This is a genomic window from Pseudomonas sp. NPDC087803 (assembly GCF_044742995.1).
Classification (GTDB): Bacteria; Pseudomonadota; Gammaproteobacteria; order Pseudomonadales; family Pseudomonadaceae; genus Aquipseudomonas.
In genome coordinates this window covers 25,259-42,527 of record NZ_JBIUVO010000022.1, presented here as the reverse complement: position 1 = coordinate 42,527, position 17,269 = coordinate 25,259, and the positions used below count along the sequence as shown (strand labels likewise).

13 protein-coding genes are annotated in these 17,269 nt (G+C 61.5%); 3 read left to right on the top strand and 10 right to left on the bottom strand.

Features of this window, described 5'->3' with window-relative positions:
* Positions 1 to 130 precede the first annotated feature (130 nt).
* From purU to ACIOUG_RS14095, 7 genes are all read right to left on the bottom strand, one after another.
* Entirely contained in the window at positions 131 to 988 is an 858-nt protein-coding gene (gene purU / locus ACIOUG_RS14125; protein WP_003228959.1) for a formyltetrahydrofolate deformylase, read from the bottom strand.
* Positions 989 to 1,270: 282 nt separating this feature from the next.
* Positions 1,271 to 1,903 (bottom strand): sarcosine oxidase subunit gamma, encoded by a 633-nt coding sequence (locus tag ACIOUG_RS14120; protein WP_401066396.1) that lies wholly within the window; start codon positions 1,901 to 1,903, stop codon positions 1,271 to 1,273.
* 143 nt (positions 1,904 to 2,046) lie between these two features.
* A complete protein-coding gene (locus ACIOUG_RS14115; protein ID WP_401066394.1) occupies positions 2,047 to 5,064 on the bottom strand; it encodes a sarcosine oxidase subunit alpha in 3,018 nt (1,005 codons plus the stop codon).
* Positions 5,061 to 5,390 carry a sarcosine oxidase subunit delta gene (locus ACIOUG_RS14110; RefSeq protein WP_047596487.1) on the bottom strand — a complete coding sequence of 110 codons (330 nt, stop codon included), beginning with the start codon at positions 5,388 to 5,390 and terminating at the stop codon, positions 5,061 to 5,063. The genes ACIOUG_RS14115 and ACIOUG_RS14110 overlap by 4 nt, the downstream gene beginning before the upstream one ends.
* Before the next feature lie 14 nt (positions 5,391 to 5,404).
* A complete protein-coding gene (locus tag ACIOUG_RS14105; protein ID WP_027617102.1) occupies positions 5,405 to 6,655 on the bottom strand; it encodes a sarcosine oxidase subunit beta in 1,251 nt (416 codons plus the stop codon).
* 20 nt (positions 6,656 to 6,675) lie between these two features.
* Positions 6,676 to 7,929, bottom strand: a complete 1,254-nt coding sequence (glyA, locus tag ACIOUG_RS14100; protein ID WP_401066392.1) for a serine hydroxymethyltransferase — start codon at positions 7,927 to 7,929, stop codon at positions 6,676 to 6,678.
* A 272-nt stretch (positions 7,930 to 8,201) separates the two neighbouring features.
* Positions 8,202 to 8,912 (bottom strand): TraX family protein, encoded by a 711-nt coding sequence (locus ACIOUG_RS14095; RefSeq protein WP_401066390.1) that lies wholly within the window; start codon positions 8,910 to 8,912, stop codon positions 8,202 to 8,204.
* Between the two features lie 126 nt (positions 8,913 to 9,038).
* On the opposite strand from ACIOUG_RS14095, the gene ACIOUG_RS14090 reads away from it, so the two are divergent.
* Entirely contained in the window at positions 9,039 to 10,079 is a 1,041-nt protein-coding gene (locus ACIOUG_RS14090; protein ID WP_003228968.1) for a low specificity L-threonine aldolase, read from the top strand.
* A 279-nt stretch (positions 10,080 to 10,358) separates the two neighbouring features.
* Positions 10,359 to 11,183 carry an SDR family oxidoreductase gene (locus ACIOUG_RS14085; protein WP_401066389.1) on the top strand — a complete coding sequence of 275 codons (825 nt, stop codon included), beginning with the start codon at positions 10,359 to 10,361 and terminating at the stop codon, positions 11,181 to 11,183.
* Between the two features lie 121 nt (positions 11,184 to 11,304).
* Here the strand turns inward: ACIOUG_RS14085 and gbcB are convergent, their stop codons facing one another.
* Positions 11,305 to 12,405, bottom strand: coding sequence for a glycine-betaine demethylase subunit GbcB (gene gbcB, locus ACIOUG_RS14080; protein ID WP_003228970.1), 1,101 nt, complete (start codon positions 12,403 to 12,405; stop codon positions 11,305 to 11,307).
* A 280-nt stretch (positions 12,406 to 12,685) separates the two neighbouring features.
* On the opposite strand from gbcB, the gene gbcA reads away from it, so the two are divergent.
* On the top strand, positions 12,686 to 13,981 hold the full coding sequence (gene gbcA / locus ACIOUG_RS14075) for a glycine-betaine demethylase subunit GbcA (RefSeq protein ID WP_401066387.1): 1,296 nt from the start codon (positions 12,686 to 12,688) through the stop codon (positions 13,979 to 13,981).
* A 114-nt stretch (positions 13,982 to 14,095) separates the two neighbouring features.
* On the opposite strand, the gene ACIOUG_RS14070 is transcribed toward gbcA, so the two are convergent.
* Positions 14,096 to 15,340: a metallophosphoesterase family protein gene (locus ACIOUG_RS14070; protein ID WP_401066385.1), complete on the bottom strand. Its 1,245-nt coding sequence runs from the start codon at positions 15,338 to 15,340 to the stop codon at positions 14,096 to 14,098.
* A 25-nt stretch (positions 15,341 to 15,365) separates the two neighbouring features.
* Positions 15,366 to 17,234 (bottom strand): hypothetical protein, encoded by a 1,869-nt coding sequence (locus ACIOUG_RS14065; protein ID WP_401066383.1) that lies wholly within the window; start codon positions 17,232 to 17,234, stop codon positions 15,366 to 15,368.
* Positions 17,235 to 17,269 lie beyond the last annotated feature (35 nt).

Below are 17,269 nucleotides of genomic sequence, written 5' to 3'. Positions count from 1 at the left end.
AGATGCTGATTGTTGTGTTGCTTGTTATGGCCTCATCGCTGGCAAGCCAGCTCCCACAGGATTCGGGTTGGATTCAGATTTTGTATACGACACAAATCTCTGTGGGAGCTGGCTTGCCAGCGATGGCGATCTAGAGAACGACCGTGCGATTGGCGTTGAGAAACACCCTGCGCTCAATGTGATAACCAACGGCCCGGGCCAGGGTCAGCCCTTCGATATCCCGCCCCTTGGCAATCAGATCCTCCGGGTAATGGCTGTGATCCACCGCCTCGACACCCTGGGCGATGATCGGCCCTTCATCCAGATCGTTGTTGATGTAATGCGCCGTCGCGCCGACCAGTTTCACGCCCTTGTTGTAGGCCTGGTGATACGGCTTGGCGCCCTTGAACCCCGGTAGCAGCGAGTGGTGAATGTTGATCGCCTTGCCATCGAGCTTGCGGCACAGTTCCGGTGACAGCACCTGCATGTAACGGGCGAGGATCACCAGTTCGGCGCCGGACTCTTCGATCACCTGCCACACCTGACGCTCCTGCGCCGGCTTGTCGTTGGGGTCGAGGGGGAAATGGTAGTAGGGAATCTGGTGCCAGTCGGCCAGCGGCTTGAGATCCGGATGGTTGGATACCACCGCCGCTACGTCCATCGACAACTGGCCGATGCGCTGGCGGTAGAGCAAATCGTTGAGGCAGTGATCGGCCTTGGAAACCATGATCACCACTTTCGGCCGGTAGTTCGGTGCGGTCAGCTCGAAGACCATGCCGAACGCCTGCCCACGCTCGGCAAGGCCGGCGCGGAAGGATTGTTCGTCGAAACCGTCAGGCTGACGGAATTCCACGCGAATGAAGAAGCGGCCCGAGAGCCGGTCATCGAACGAATGGTGCTCGGTGACGTAGCAACCCTGCTCGAACAGAAAACGCGTCACCGCGTCCACCGTGCCGAGCACACTGGGGCAGTCGGCGGTCAGAATCCATGTGTCTGGGGCGCGGCTCATGGTGCGGTGACTCCTGTTCTTTGTGCGGGGTGTCAGGGAGTTTTCCCCTCACCCTAGCCCTCTCCCCGAGGGAGAGGGGACTGACCGGGTTGTTCTTTCGAGCTACACCGACGTGAAATACCGAGCCGAACTCAGGTCTGAGAAAAGCAATTTCACGCCGGCCGCAATTGTTAATAACGCCAAAGATCGGCTCCCTTTCCCCCTCTCCCCCTTGGGGGAGAGGGCTGGGGTGAGGGGGTAGGATCTCAAGCCCTACTCACAAGCCGTTGCAACTCAATCTACTTAGGCCTGAACGCTCAACCCGTACTCGGCCGACGCATCCTGCAACCACAGCCACCAGTAGTCCGAGAAGCTGCGGCGGATCAGCAGTTCCCAGGTGTCTTCGGCGGTGTGGCGAATCATCAGCTGCGATTTGGCGAATACCGTGCCCACCGCTTTACCGACCGGGAAGTTGTTCGGGTGCACGTCGTAGCTGGTGGATTTCATCAGCACCTGACGCACATTCGGCCCGCTCAGTTCGAGCACCTGCTGGCCGCCGCTGACGTTGACGATCGCGATGTGCAGATCGCCCAGCGCTTCGCGCAGTTTCTGCTCGGCGGCGAACTCTTCACCGCTCGGCACGATCAGCAGCCACTCGTCCGGGCCCATCCATTGCAGGCTGGTTTCGCCTTTGACGATCACGCTCAGGGCGCCGGGCAACTCGATGCCGAGCGCCTTGTGCACACCGGCAGCGAACGCGGCGTCGTGGCCGTCGCCACGAATGGTCAGGTGACCGAGGAGTTTCTTTTCACGCACGAACACGCCGGCGTTCTTGCGCCCCTTGCCGGCCAGGCTGGCGAGGTCGGCATGGTGCAGCGACGACTCGGCACGGGCCCCGGTGGTCGGGCGTTGTTGGTACACGTTGGCTGTGGTCATAAAGCACCTTCCTGAATTCTGTTGGTTCCTGCGGTGGCTGATCTGCCGCTTTCGCGAGCAGGCTCGCTCCCACAGGGGAACGCGGTCGAATGTGGGAGCGAGCCTGCTCGCGAATAGCCGCCCGCCCACAATTCCTGAGGCCATCAAATGTTCTGCCGATCGCCCTTCGGATCGAAGAACACCGAAGAAACGATCTCCGCCTCGATCACGCTGCCATCGGCCAGCGGCGCAAACACCCGCTCGCCCATGCGCTTGAGACCGCCCTTGACCACGCCCATGGCAAACGAATAACCGAGGGAGTTGTGCGCGTAGCTGGAGGTCACGTGGCCGACCATGGTCATCGGGATCGCCTGCTTGGTGTTGAACACCAGTTGCGCACCCTCCGGCAGCCAGACGTTCGGATCAATCGGCTTCAGACCCACCAGTTGTTTGCGCTGATCACGCACGCAGTCTTCACGGTTCATGCCGCGCTGGCCGATCCACGAGAACGGTTTGGTGCGACCGACGCACCAGCCCATGTTCAGGTCGTCCGGGGTCATCGAGCCGTCGGTGTCCTGGCCGACGATGATGAAGCCCTTCTCCGCCCGCAGGACGTGCATGGTTTCCGTGCCGTACGGCGTCAGGTTGTACTGCTTGCCGGCCTCGACGATCTTCTCCAGCACGCCCATCGCGTAATCGGCCTGCACGTTGACTTCGTACGACAGCTCCCCGGTGAACGAGATGCGGAACACCCGCGCCGGCACACCGCCGACCAGACCTTCTTTCCAGGTCATGAACGGGAAGGCTTCGTTGCTCAGATCAATGTCGGTCACGGCGCTGAGCAGCTTGCGGCTGTTCGGCCCGGACAGGGTCATGGTCGCCCAGTGGTCGGTGACGGAAGTGAAATACACCTTCATCTCTGGCCATTCGGTCTGGTGGTACAGCTCCAGCCATTGCAGCACGCGCGCGGCGCCGCCGGTGGTGGTGGTCATGACGAAATGGTTGTCGGCCAGACACGCCGTCACCCCGTCGTCGAAAACCATGCCGTCTTCTTTGCACATCAGGCCATAACGCGCCTTGCCCACGTCGAGCTTGGTCCAGGCGTTGGTGTAGACGCGGTTGAGAAACTCGCGGGCATCCGGGCCTTGAATGTCGATCTTGCCGAGGGTCGAGGCATCGAGCAGGCCGACGCTGTCGCGCACGGCTTTGCATTCGCGCTTCACCGCGGCGTGCAGGTCTTCACCGTTTTTCGGGAAGTACCACGGACGTTTCCACTGGCCGACGTCTTCAAACTCCGCGCCGTTTTTCAGGTGCCATTGATGCAGCGCGGTGTAACGCACCGGCTCGAAGATGTGCCCGCAGTGACGACCGGCCACGGCGCCGAACGTCACCGGCGTGTAGTTGGGACGGAACATCGTGGTGCCCATCTGCGGGATGGTCACGTTCAGCGAGCGCGCGGCGATGGCCAGACCGTTGACGTTGCCGAGCTTGCCCTGATCGGTACCGAAGCCCAGTGCGGTGTAGCGTTTGACGTGCTCGACCGACTCGAAACCTTCGCGGGTCGCCAGTTCGATGGCGGCGGCGGTGACGTCGTTCTGCAGGTCGACGAATTGCTTCGGCGCCCGCGCAGTGCCCTTCTCGTGCGGCACCTGGAACAGCGCCAGCGTCGCTTCTTCGAGACGGCTCAGCGCTTTTGGCAGCGTGCCCTCGACCACTCCGAAGCCGGCTTCACTGGCAGCGCGTGCGCCACCTTCGAAGCCATCGGCCAGCGAATCACCGAGGCCGTAGACGCCGTTGATGCCACCGACGCACACACGCTTCTGCGGTGCTTCGCCCGGTACGAAACCGAGGATATCTTCGCGCCAGATCGGCTTGCCACCGAGGTGCGAAGCCAGGTGCACGACAGGGCTGTAACCGCCGGAACTGGCGATCACGTCGCAGTCGAGCCATTCGCCCGGGCTGGTCACGCTGTGCGCTTTCACGTCAATCGCGGCGACGCGGGCAGCGGTGACGCGCTTGCTGCCACGGGCCTCGATCACGGCGCTGCCGGTGAGGATGCGAATGCCTTTGGCGCGGGCTTCTTCCACCAGTGCGCCACGCGGATTGCTGCGTGCATCGGCGATGGCCACCACTTGCAGGCTGGCGTCGAGCCAGTCCAGCGCCACGCGGTAGGCGTGATCGTTGTTGGTGCTCAGCACCAGCTTCTTGCCCGGTGCCACGCCGTAACGGCGTACGTAAGTCGAGACCGCGCCGGCAAGCATGTTACCCGGCACATCGTTGTTGCCGTAGACCAGCGGACGCTCGTGCGCGCCGGTCGCCAGCACCACACGCTTGGCGCGAACCCGGTGGATGCGCTGACGCACCTGACCGATTGGCGCACGGTCACCGAGGTGATCGGTGAGGCGTTCGTGAATGGTCAGGAAGTTGTGGTCGTGGTAACCGTTGACCGTGGCGCGCGGCAACAGCAGCACGTCCGGGGTGTCCTTGAGTTCAGCGATGACGCTGGCCACCCACTCGATCGCCGGTTTGCCGTCGAGGCTTTCGCGGGAATCGAGCAGGCTGCCGCCGAACTCTTCCTGCTCATCAGCGAGGATCACCCGCGCACCGCTGCGCGCAGCCGCCAGGGCAGCGGCGAGACCGGCAGGGCCGGCGCCGACGATCAGCACGTCGCAGTGCTGGTTCATGTAGTCGTAGGTGTCCGGATCGACTTCGGTCGGCGAACGGCCCAAACCGGCAGCCTTGCGAATGTACTTCTCGTAAGTCATCCAGAACGATTGCGGGTACATGAAGGTTTTGTAGTAGAAACCCGGCGGCATCAGCTTGCCGCCGACCTTGCCGAGAATGCCCATCATGTCGTTGTTGACGCTGGGCCAGCCGTTGGTGCTGGTGGCCACCAGGCCTTGGTACAGCGCCTGTTGCGTGGCGCGCACGTTGGGAATCTGCGTGGCTTCGGTGGCCCCGATCTGCAGCACCGCGTTCGGCTCTTCGGCACCGGCGGCGAAGATCCCGCGTGGACGCGAATACTTGAAGCTGCGACCGATGATGTCGACGCCGTTGGCGATCAGTGCCGAGGCCAGCGAGTCGCCCTCGAAGCCTTTGTAGCTCTGACCGTTGAAGGTGAAGCTCAGCACTTTGTTGCGGTCGATCCGTCCACCGTTGGACAGGCGATTGGTCTGGCTCATACCTTCTCTCCCAGCGCCGTCGTGGCTGTTTTCGCCGAATCAGCCTTGTCGGTGAATTGCGGCTTGGTGCCGATCTTGTAGGTTTCGAGAATCTCGTAAGTCACGGTGTCGCGGGTGACGTTGAAGTACTGACGGCAACCGGCGACGTGATCCCACAGTTCGTGGTGCAGACCGCGCGGGTTGTCGCGGAAGAACATGTAGTCGCCCCACTCTTCATCGGTGCAGGCGTTCGGATCCAGCGGACGCGGGATGTGCGCCTGGCCGGATGCGTGGAATTCCTCTTCGGAGCGCAGTTCGCCGCAGTGAGGACAGAAGATATGCAACATGGGGATTTCTCCTGTTAGTGGGCGACGGCAGCAGCGCCGTGTTCGTCGATGAGTGCGCCGTTGTGGAAACGGTCGATGGAAAACGGTGCCGCCAACGGGTGCATTTCACCCTTGGCGAGGCTGGCGGCAAACACGTTGCCCGAGCCGGGAGTGGCCTTGAAGCCACCGGTGCCCCAACCGCAGTTGAAGAACATGTTCGGCACCGGGGTTTTCGAAATGATCGGGCAGGCGTCCGGAGTGGTGTCGACGATGCCGCCCCACTGGCGGTTCATGCGCACCCGCGACAACACCGGGAACATCTCAACGATGGCCTGAATGGTGTGCTCGATCACCGGGTACGAACCACGCTGGCCGTAGCCGTTGTAGCCGTCGATACCGGCGCCGATCACCAGGTCGCCTTTGTCCGACTGGCTGATGTAACCGTGCACGGCGTTGGACATGATCACGCTGTCGATAATCGGTTTGATCGGTTCGGACACCAGCGCTTGCAGCGGGTGGGATTCGATCGGCAGACGGAAACCGGCGAGCTTGGCCATGTGTCCAGAGTTACCGGCAGTGACCACACCGACACGCTTGGCGCCGATGAAGCCCTTGTTGGTTTCAACGCCGATGCACACGCCGTTTTCCTTGCGGAAACCGATCACTTCGGTCTGCTGGATCAAGTCCACACCAAGGGCGTCGGCGGCACGGGCAAAGCCCCAGGCCACGGCATCGTGACGGGCGACGCCACCACGACGCTGAACGGTCGCGCCCATCACCGGGTAGCGGGTGTTTTTCGAGCAGTCGAGGTACGGGATCTCGTCGGCCACTTGCTGGGCATTGAGCAGTTCGCCGTCGACGCCGTTGAGGCGGTTGGCGCTGACCCGACGCTCGGAATCACGGATGTCTTGCAGGGTGTGGCACAGGTTGTAAACGCCGCGCTGGGAGAACATCACGTTGTAGTTCAGGTCCTGCGACAGGCCTTCCCATAGTTTCATCGCGTGCTCGTACAGGTGCGCCGACTCGTCCCACAGGTAGTTGGAACGCACGATGGTGGTGTTGCGCGCGGTGTTGCCGCCGCCCAGCCAGCCCTTCTCGACCACGGCGACGTTGGTGATGCCGTGCTCTTTCGCCAGGTAGTAGGCGGTCGCCAGACCGTGCCCGCCGCCGCCAACGATGACCACGTCGTAGACCTTCTTCGGCGTCGGCGTGCGCCACATGCGCTGCCAGTTTTCGTGGTGGCTGAGGGAGTGTTTGAAGAGGCCGAAGCCCGAATAGCGTTGCATAGTCATTTACTCCAAACCGCTCAGCGATAAACCGGGTAGTCGGCGCACAGTGCCGCGACGTTCTTGGCCACATTCGCTTCGACGTCGGCGTCACCGAGGTTGTCGAGGATGTCGCAGATCCAGCCGGCCAGCACTTCGCACTGGGCGACCTTGAAGCCGCGGGTGGTGACGGCCGGGGTGCCGATGCGCAGGCCCGAGGTCACGAACGGCGACTGCGGGTCGTTCGGCACGGCGTTCTTGTTGACGGTGATGTGCGCACGGCCGAGGGCGGCGTCGGCGTCTTTGCCGGTCAGGCCCTGACGGATCAGGCTGACCAGGAACAAATGGTTGTCGGTACCGCCGGACACTACATCGTAGCCACGTTTGATAAACACGCTGGCCATCGCCTTGGCGTTGTCGATCACTTGTTGCTGATAAGCCTTGAAGCCAGGCTCCAGCGCTTCCTTGAAGCACACCGCTTTACCGGCGATAACGTGCATCAGCGGGCCGCCCTGGGCACCGGGGAAAACCGCGGCGTTGAGCTTCTTCTCGATCTCTTCGTTGGACTTGGCAAGGATCAGCCCGCCACGCGGACCGCGCAGGGTTTTGTGCGTGGTGGTGGTGACCACGTCGGCGTACGGCAGCGGATTCGGGTAGAGACCAGCAGCGACCAGACCGGCCACGTGAGCCATGTCGACGAACAGCAGCGCACCAACCTTGTCGGCGATCTGCCGGAAGCGCGGGAAGTCCAGGGTCTTCGAATAAGCGGAGAAACCGGCAACGATCATCTTCGGCTTGCACTCGACGGCCAGACGCTCGACTTCGTCGTAATCGATCAGCCCGGTGTCGGTGTTGATCCCGTACTGCACGGCGTTGTACAGCTTGCCCGAGGACGACACTTTCGCGCCGTGGGTCAGGTGACCGCCGTGGGCCAGGCTCATGCCGAGAATGGTGTCGCCCGGCTGGATCAGCGCCAGGTACACGGCGCTGTTGGCCGAAGAACCGGAGTGCGGCTGGACGTTGGCGTAATCGGCACCGAACAGTTGCTTGGCGCGTTCGATGGCCAGTGCTTCGACTTTATCCACATGCTCGCAGCCACCGTAGTAGCGCTTGCCCGGATAACCTTCGGCGTACTTGTTGGTCAGGCCGCTGCCTTGCGCTTCCATCACGCGTTTGCTGGTGTAGTTCTCCGACGCGATCAGCTCGATGTGATCTTCCTGACGTTGCTCCTCGGCATTCATCGCCGCCAGCAGTGCATCGTCGTAACCCTGGATCCGGTCTTGCTTGCTGAACATCGCGTCTCTCCCAGCGGCGGCGGTGCGCCATTTTGTCTTGGTCAGGCACGCGGCTTGCGACGGTGCCCTTTGATGCGATGGTATGACCGGCGCAGACAGCTCAAATGCCTACGGACGCCACGCAAAGGTGCGTTTACGACATGGCGGGAAATGACCGAATGAATCCACGCAGATCCCTTGTGGGAGCGGGCTTGCTCGCGAAAGGGGTGTGTCAGTCGCCATCTATGCCGTCTGATTCACCGCTATCGCGAGCAAGCCCGCTCCCACAGGGGTTATGTGCAGGCCGCGCGAATGGCGAGTAACAGGAGGAAATGCGCGGGGTAAAGGGCGTACGCCCAACGGCGCATGGGCAGCGGATGGATAGATCTGAAGTGTCGCAACAAGAACAGCCCAAGCATTGGCGCAATCAGGCATGCCGCGATGCCGAACACCGCCACGTAGTTGCCAAACTCCGCCGCCTCATACAGCACCTGCCACTGATTCCCCGCCAGACACACCAGCCCCGGCAGCAGACCGAAATACCAGGGGCGACGGATCACCCACAGCAGCGCCAGCGGCAGCAACACGCCAAACACGCCGAACATCAGCCACTGCGAAAACAGCACCGCCAGCAGCAAGGCAGCGACGCCCAAAAGCCGCGACAACAGCGACCGATCCTGCCAGCCCCGCGCCACCAGCAATCCCAGCGCCAGCGTGGGCATCACGTTCAAGGTGTCGGGATCAGGAATGTACAAACGATAGGGAATTTCGCTGACCGCACTGAATAGCAGCAACCAGCCCAGGTAGCGCCACTCGGTCTTCTGCGCACCGGCCCGGGCAAGGTTCGCCGCCATCGCCAGACAGAACCACGGGAACGCCAGTCGCCCCGGAACATACAGCCAATCGGCGCTGATCCCGACATATCGCAGGTGATCGAGCAGCATGCTCAGCAGCGCCAGCCACTTGAGCAAATCCAGCGCGCCGTCGCGTTTAGTCACGTGCATAATCGGGCAACAAACTGGTAATTTTCTGACAGCGACATCCCGTGTGCTCCCCGGAAGATCTTCGGTAAAGTGCGCACCATCATTGACCACGAGCCTTCACAAGAGTCTCGACCACGGAAGCCGGCCATGACCGACAAGAGCCAACAATTCGCCAGCGATAACTACTCCGGTATCTGCCCTGAAGCCTGGGCTGCCATGGAACAGGCCAACCACGGCCACCAGCGTGCCTATGGCGACGATGAATGGACCGCACGCGCTTCGGACTATTTCCGCAAATTGTTCGAAACCGACTGCGAAGTGTTCTTCGCCTTCAACGGCACCGCCGCCAACTCGCTGGCGCTGTCGTCACTGTGCCAGAGTTACCACAGCGTGATCTGCTCGGAAACCGCCCACGTCGAAACCGACGAATGCGGCGCCCCGGAATTCTTCTCCAACGGCTCGAAACTGCTGATCGCCGGCACCGAAAACGGCAAGATCACCCCGCAGTCGATCCGTGAAGTCGCGCTCAAGCGCCAGGACATTCACTACCCGAAACCGCGTGTCGTGACCCTGACCCAGGCCACTGAAGTCGGCAGCGTCTACACCCCGGAAGAAGTCCGCGCCATCAGCGCCACCTGCAAAGAGCTGGGCCTGCACCTGCATATGGACGGCGCGCGTTTCTCCAACGCTTGCGCCTTCCTCGGCTGCTCGCCGGCCGACCTGACCTGGAAGGCCGGCGTCGACGTGCTGTGCTTCGGCGGCACCAAGAACGGTATGGCGGTGGGTGAAGCGATTCTGTTCTTCAACCACAAACTGGCCGAAGACTTCGACTACCGCTGCAAACAGGCCGGGCAACTGGCGTCGAAAATGCGTTTCCTCTCGGCACCGTGGGTCGGCATCCTCGAAAACGACGCCTGGCTCAAGTACGCCCGCCACGCCAACCACTGCGCGCAATTGCTGGCCGAACTGGTCAGCGACATCCCCGGCGTGGAACTGATGTTCCCGGTGCAGGCCAACGGCGTGTTCCTGCAACTCTCGGAACCGGCGATCGCCGCGCTGACCGCGAAGAACTGGCGCTTCTACACCTTCATCGGCAAGGGCGGCGCACGTTTCATGTGCTCGTGGGACACCGAAGAAGAACGCGTACGCGAACTGGCCCGCGACATCCGCGAAGTGATGTCGGCCTGATTCCTTGGCAAATGAACCCCGGATCAGGTGATCTCCGGTAATGAGGTGATCCCTTGTGGCGAGGGGATTTATCCCCGATCGGCTGCGCAGCAGTCGTAAATCCTGAGAACGCGGTCTTACTGGTAGATCGCGTTCACAGGTTTTGGGGCTGCTGCGCAACCCATCGGGGATAAATCCCCTCACCACAAGTCATCTCCGCCCATCCCTACCCCGCCAGCTGCTTGGTCTACATTGTCTGTCGAGCCCTCCGCTCACATAACAACAAGCAGGAGCATCGGCATGTCGCTACAAGGCAAAACCCTGTTCATCACCGGCGCCAGCCGCGGCATCGGGCGTGAGATTGCGCTGCGCGCCGCCAAGGACGGGGCCAATATCGTGATTGCGGCCAAAAGCGCCGAAGCCCATCCGAAACTGCCCGGCACCATCCACAGCGTCGCAGCAGAAGTCGAAGCCGCTGGCGGCAAGGCATTGGCGCTGCAACTGGATGTGCGTGATGAAGACGCGGTGCGCAGTGCACTGGCCCAGGCCAATGAACATTTCGGCGGCATTGATGCGCTGGTGAACAACGCCGGGGCGATCAAGCTCACCGGTGTGCAACACATCGAACTCAAGCGTTTCGACCTGATGCACCAGATCAACACCCGCGCGGTGTTGCTGTGCAGCCAGGCCGCCCTGCCCTATCTGAAAAAATCCGCCGGCCACATCCTCAACCTTTCGCCGCCGCTGAACCTGGCGAGCAAATGGTTCGCCCAGTACAGCCCGTACACCGTGACCAAATACGGCATGAGCATGCTTACCGTGGGCATGAGCGAAGAATTCGCCAGTTACGGCATCAGCGTCAATTCGCTGTGGCCGCAGACGATGATTGCCACGGCGGCAATCGAGTTTCAGTTGGGCAGTCGCGAGTCGTTCAAGCATGCGCGCACGCCAGCGATCATGGCGGATGCGGCGCATGTGATTCTGAGCAGCCACCAACGGCAGATCACTGGCCGGCTGTTGATTGATGAGGAGATTTTGCGGGAGAGCGGCGTGACCGAATTCGACCATTACCGATTTGATCCGGACAGCAACGCAACCCTGATGCCCGACCTGTTCATCGACTGAAAACACATTCCCTTGTGGGAGCGGGCTTGCTCGCGAAAGCGGTGTGTCATTCAACACATTTGCCGACTGATCCGACGCCTTCGCGAGCAAGCCCGCTCCCACATTGGGTTTGTGCAAAGCCTTAGAATTCGATTCGCACGTCGCCCTTCGGCACGCTGCAGCACGACAGGATGAACCCTTCCGCCTCGTCATCCTCGGTGATCCCGCCGTTGTGCTCCATCTCCACTTCGCCACCGAGCTTGAGCACCTTGCAGGTGCCGCAAATCCCCATGCCGCAGGCTTTCGGGATCATCAGGCCAAGCTTGGCCGCGGCTGCGTGGACGGTTTCGCCCGGGGCCACGCGAATGCTCTTGCCGGAGGCGGTGAACTCGACCTGATGCAGATCCGCTGCGTCGATTTCCGGTGCCTCGGCCGCCTGTTCGGCCTGTTCCACCGCGTCGGCACGAGCTTCCGGTGGTGTGGCGCCGAAGGACTCCTCGTGGTAGCGCGACATGTCGTAACCGGCGGCTTCCAGCAAGCGTTTGACCGCGGTCATGTATGGCGTCGGGCCGCAGCAGAACACTTCGCGTTCGAGGAAGTCCGGCACCATCAGTTCGAGCATCTTGTGATTGAGGTAGCCGCGATAACCGGCCCACGGCTCGCCCAGCCCGTGTTTTTCGCAGATCAGGTGCAGGCTGAAGTTGTCGATCCGCGACGCCATGTGCTCCAGCTCGCGGTGGTAAATGATGTCTTTCGGCGAGCGCGCGCTGTGGATAAAGGTCATGTCGACATTGGCGTTGGTGTCGTAGAACCAGCGTGCCATCGACATGCACGGGGTGATCCCGACGCCGCCGCTGAGATACAGCACTTTCGGGCTAGGGAAGTCGATGGCGTTGAACAGCCCCACCGGCCCGTGCACCGCCAGCTCCTGGCCTTCATGCAACGTGTCGTGCAGCCAGTTGGAGACCTTGCCGCCGGGCACGCGCTTGATGGTTACCGAGAAGCTGTACGGCACCGACGGCGAACTGGAGATGGTGTACGAGCGCATGATCGGCTGGCCATCGATTTCCAGCTCCAGAGTCACGAACTGTCCGGGTTTGAAGAAGAACAGGATCGGCTGGTCGGCCATGAAACAGAAGGTGCGCACGTCCCAGGTTTCCTGGATGACTTTGACGCAACGGACGATGTGTCGGCCATTGGCCCAGGTCTGGGTGGTGACCGGATTCAGGAAGCTGTTGGACATGCTGTTCTCCACGGCCGACTGTCGGCCTTCATGTGGCGATTCTGCGTATAGCGTGAACCGCCCGTTTACCTATCCGCGACATTCACATACTTATCGCGACCAGCCCCCAACCACCGGGGGTTGCGCGTCGGGAACAGATTGCGCCATGTCGCCCATGGATAAGGTTCCGCCCGGCGCCGGCCCCACACTCGCCTCACATCAAACAGATTCTTTACACCTTGCGTAGCAACCCTGATCAGCCACTTTCGCGGCCACGCAGATGGCCTTGAGGAATACATCGATGGACGTCACCGCAAAAATCAGCCTGGGCGATCCGCTGGAACCCGCACGCAAGGCCACCGCACAGATGCTGCAGGAGCGCGAGCGCACCTTTTCGCTGCCGCAGCCGTTCTACAGCGACGAGCGTCTGTTCGATATCGACATGCAGGAGATTTTTCAGAAAGAGTGGTTGATCGCTGGCATGACCTGCGAGATCCCGGCCAAGGGCAACTACATCACCCTGCAGATCGGCAAAAACCCGATCATCGTCATTCGTGGCGCCGACGGTGTGGTCCACGCGTTTCACAACGTCTGCCGCCACCGTGGCTCGCGCCTGTGCACCAGCGACAAGGGCAAGGTCGCCAAACTGGTCTGCCACTACCACCAGTGGACCTATGAGCTGGACGGCCGCCTGCTGTTCGCGGGCACCGAGATGGGCGCCGACTTCGACATGAAGCAGTACGGCCTCAAACCGGTGAACGTGAAGACCGCCGGCGGCTACATCTTCATCAGCCTGGCGGAGAATCCGCCGGCCATTGATGACTTCCTGTCGACGCTGAACCACTACATGGAACCGTACGACATGGAGAACACCAAGGTGGCGATCACCACCACCTTGATGGAAAAGGCCAACTGGAAACTGGTGCTGGAAAACAACCGCGAGTGCTACCACTGCAACGCCTCGCACCCGGAACTGCTGAAAACCCTGCTGGAATGGGACGACGTCACCGACCCGCGCGCCGATCAGGCATTCAAGGATCACGTCGCCGCCTCCGCCGCGGCGTGGGAAGCCGAGAAGATCCCTTACGCCCACGCCAGCTTCGGCCTGCGCAACCGCATCGTGCGCATGCCGCTGCTCAAGGGCACCGTGTCGATGACCCTGGACGGCAAACAGGGCTGCGCCAGACTGATGGGCCGGATCAAGAACCCCGACCTCGGCTCGATGCGCATCCTGCACCTGCCGCACTCGTGGAACCACTGCATGGGCGACCACATCATCGTCTTCACCGTGTGGCCGATCAGCGCCCAGGAAACCATGGTCACTACCAAGTGGCTGGTGCATAAAGATGCAGTGGAAGGCGTGGATTACGACGTCGAACGCATGCGCCAGGTGTGGGACGCGACCAACGATCAGGACCGGCGTCTGGCCGAAGAGAACCAGCGCGGGATCAACTCCACCGCTTATCAGCCTGGGCCGTACTCCAAGACCTATGAGTTTGGCGTGGTCAACTTCGTGGACTGGTACAGCGAGCGGATGCTCAACAACCTTGGGGCTGAGCCTGCGCCGTACCTCAAAGGCGTCCCTGTCCAGGGCTAAAAGCATCGCTGGCAAGCCAGCTCCCACAGGGTTCTCTGGTGTACACAAATGTTGTGAACACCTCAAACCTGTGGGAGCTGGCTTGCCAGCGATGGCGTCAGAACATTCACCTCATCACTTGGACGACCACCTCACACTGCCATCCTCCCCAATAAACTCCTCAAAAATATCCTCCCCCACCAGCCGGATTTTCGCGTAGCCATTCAACACCCGCAGCGGATACGCCGGGTCGTTGGCATCCTGCGTCTCCGACCACAACACCCGCGAATGCCCGTCCAGCTCGCTGGCGTTGCCATAGGGAATCGCCCCGTGCCCGGCGCAGCGCGCACGCAAACCGCCCTGTTGCGCATAGACGATGCCGTTGTGCAGATGCCCCCAGTACCAGTAATCCGGCTCGCGCCCCAGGGCATCGCACACCGGTTGATACAGCGCGGTCTTGTTGTGCCCGGAGATGTCGAAGCCCTGATGATGGCTGAGCACCATGATTTTTTTGCGTTTCGGCAGGCCCTTCATCCACACAATCTGCGGCTCGTTCAGCGTGCCGTCCATGTACAGGTTCATTGCATCCGAGGCGTACGCCGAGTCCAGGCCGACCACCAGCCAGTCATCATTGATCAAGGCGAAATAACTGGTGCCCTGCTGTCCCGGAAAGCGCTTGGCCAGCTCCTTGAAATAACCGTGGGCGCCGCTGTACATCTCATGGTTGGAATTGAGGGTGAAGGAACCGTGGCTGCCCATCGGCCAACCGGCCATGTCGACGTCTTCCTGCGAGTGGCTGCCGGCGTAATACACGTCACCCAGATGGATGGTGAAATCGGCCTGCGCCAGTTGCATCTGGTTGGCCACCGACACCGCCGGCGCGTGACTGTCAAAGGGGCCGGTACCCCAATCGCCGGCAATCGCCAGGGTCACGTCGCGCTCCATCTGCACCACCGCCGGGTCGGTGCCGAAGGTCGCGTGGTGACGCAGGTTTTCGATCCACTTCAGCAGCGCCTCGCTCCACAGCAGATCGAGCAGTTCCCACTTGCGACAACCCAGCAGGCTGCCGTCCTTCAGCACCCGGGTTTGCAACTGATCACTCGACTGCGGCAAAGGCGTAGCGTTGCCGATCCGCAGGATCGACAGACCATGGGACAACTCCCACGGCACCGCCGGTTCGTCGCCGGGCAACTCGCCGTTTTTCAGCACGTATTGCGCCTGATCGTGACCGCGCTGCAGCAACTTGATAATGGCCTCGAACTCCTGCGGTTCAAGTTCGCTGATGAGCTTCATCCAGGCCATTTCCATGCGCGTGAACAAGCCGTGAATGCGCACTTTGACCTTGTCGTATTCGTGTTTCAGATGACCGACCGCTGACATGGCGTAATCCTCTATCCGTAAGGGCTCACAGGGTTTTCATGAATTCGATCAGCGCACGCTTGTCGGCGTCCGACAGCGTGGTGCCATACAGGTGACCGCTGTTGTGGTTGCCCTCCAGTCGGGTGTCGTATTTGAAATCCGCCGAGGCTTTGGCCTGGGCACCGGTGGTGACGAAACCGACGTTGACCGGGTCGTAGACGTCGGAGCCGGTGATGAACACCACCGGACGTTTTTCCGGCGGTTGCAGCAGGTCCCACAGGGTCGGCACCGAACCGTTGTGCAGGTACGGCGCACGCAGCCAGATGCCGTCAGTCGGCGTGTTGCTGTAGCTCTGGGTCTTGCGATACGCGCCGAAGTCGAACGGCGGTTTCTTGAAGGTATGGAACGCGGTCACCAGACCGGTGGTGAACGAGTCCAGCCGATGTGGATCGGTGCCCAGTTGATCAATGTTGGTGGTGACCTGCCCGGTGTCGGCGCGCCCGAAGTCATGGCAACCGGCGCAATTGGCTTCCCAGATCGGTTTGCCTTGCGCGACCCTGGCCTGATCCAGCGCCCACGGCCACGCCGGCGGCTTGTGCCCGAGCAGCCAGTTGGTCACCCGGTTGAAGCTCGGCGGCAGCACCGATTCCGGCGTTGCGCCCACTGCCATCGCGGCGGCGTAGTTGCGTTCGTGGATCTTGTTGTTATTGCCGTCCCAGTGCAGGTACATGGTCTCCCGTGGTTTCTGGTTCCACACTTGCGGCAGGTCGACGGTGCCGATGGTCGAGTCATCCGGGAAGCCGAACACCACCATTTTCGTCGGGTTGAAGGTGTCGGTGCGACCGGGTCCTTGAGCGGGGCGCAGCTTCTGCCAGGCGTAGGCCTGTTTCTGCTTGAGCAAAGCGCTCTTGGCCATCGGGATGATCAGGTAGCGGTTGTACAGCTTCTCGAAAAAGCCCAGCTGGAATTTGCCGTTGATCGCCGCCATCACCGCGTCGGTGGTGAATTTCGGATCGCTGGCGCAATCGTAGGCAAACCACTGGAAGGCCTGCAGTTGCAGGGTGTTGGCCGGCGCGCTGGGCACGTTGACCGCAACGTCGCTGGCATTGGCCCGATAGGAGCCGGTGTGGCACAGCGCGCAGTTTGGCTCCACGGTCGGGTAGCCGATTTGTCGCTTGGCCATGCCGATCGGCAGGTCCTTGCCGTTCTCATAGAGAAAGCCGAAGACTTCCCAGCCGCCGGGTTTGGGCAGTTTTTCCGGGCACATCTGTGGCAGCACGGCGAACAGGTAATACGGGATCCGCGCTTCGATGCCCAGGCCGATGGCGGCGTATTTGTAATGATCTTCGTCGGAGGCGTATTCCTGCTCCGGCACCACCCGCAGCATCTGGTACCAGGTCTGGTAACCGATGAAGCCGAGCACTGCCACTACGATCAAGGTACCGACCTTGAACGCGTGGCTCTGCCATTGCCGCGCCCAGGCGGCGCGCCACTCGCGCCAGCCATCGCAGAGCAATGCCCATGGCCGGTGCTCGGGCGTGGTGCCGAGGTACAGCAGAATGCCAAGGATCAGAAAGAAGCTCAGATCGCCCATCAGCATCGGCACGAACACCGAACCCTGAATGCTCGTATTGATCAGGTAAATCCAGAACACCACGGCGATCAGCCGCGTCAGTACGCAGAGCCACGAATGCACCACGTAGCGCGGCGCGTTGAAGCCCGACGGCATGTAAAACACGCTGATGCCCACCAGCAGCATCCCGGCGTTTTCCAGCCACGGGTCGGAGAGTTGCGGCGGCAGACCTACCACCGATGTCAGCAACCCCGGCGCAAACAGCGCCGGGATCGCGAACACCATGTTCATTGCAATGCCGATCCAGATGAAGCGTTGAAACCAGCGGATACAGGTATCCATCTCATCCATTTCCTTCTGACCACCAACCAGCGATG

Excerpts from the sequence above, each read along its gene's own strand:
- purU (WP_003228959.1), bottom strand. The coding sequence starts at position 988 with ATGAGCCGCGCCCCAGACACATGGATTCTGACCGCCGACTGCCCCAGT.
- ACIOUG_RS14120 (WP_401066396.1), bottom strand. The coding sequence starts at position 1,903 with ATGACCACAGCCAACGTGTACCAACAACGCCCGACCACCGGGGCCCGT.
- ACIOUG_RS14115 (WP_401066394.1), bottom strand. The coding sequence starts at position 5,064 with ATGAGCCAGACCAATCGCCTGTCCAACGGTGGACGGATCGACCGCAAC.
- ACIOUG_RS14110 (WP_047596487.1), bottom strand. The coding sequence starts at position 5,390 with ATGTTGCATATCTTCTGTCCTCACTGCGGCGAACTGCGCTCCGAAGAG.
- ACIOUG_RS14105 (WP_027617102.1), bottom strand. The coding sequence starts at position 6,655 with ATGCAACGCTATTCGGGCTTCGGCCTCTTCAAACACTCCCTCAGCCAC.
- glyA (WP_401066392.1), bottom strand. The coding sequence starts at position 7,929 with ATGTTCAGCAAGCAAGACCGGATCCAGGGTTACGACGATGCACTGCTG.
- ACIOUG_RS14095 (WP_401066390.1), bottom strand. The coding sequence starts at position 8,912 with ATGCACGTGACTAAACGCGACGGCGCGCTGGATTTGCTCAAGTGGCTG.
- ACIOUG_RS14090 (WP_003228968.1), top strand. The coding sequence starts at position 9,039 with ATGACCGACAAGAGCCAACAATTCGCCAGCGATAACTACTCCGGTATC.
- ACIOUG_RS14085 (WP_401066389.1), top strand. The coding sequence starts at position 10,359 with ATGTCGCTACAAGGCAAAACCCTGTTCATCACCGGCGCCAGCCGCGGC.
- gbcB (WP_003228970.1), bottom strand. The coding sequence starts at position 12,405 with ATGTCCAACAGCTTCCTGAATCCGGTCACCACCCAGACCTGGGCCAAT.
- gbcA (WP_401066387.1), top strand. The coding sequence starts at position 12,686 with ATGGACGTCACCGCAAAAATCAGCCTGGGCGATCCGCTGGAACCCGCA.
- ACIOUG_RS14070 (WP_401066385.1), bottom strand. The coding sequence starts at position 15,340 with ATGTCAGCGGTCGGTCATCTGAAACACGAATACGACAAGGTCAAAGTG.
- ACIOUG_RS14065 (WP_401066383.1), bottom strand. The coding sequence starts at position 17,234 with ATGGATACCTGTATCCGCTGGTTTCAACGCTTCATCTGGATCGGCATT.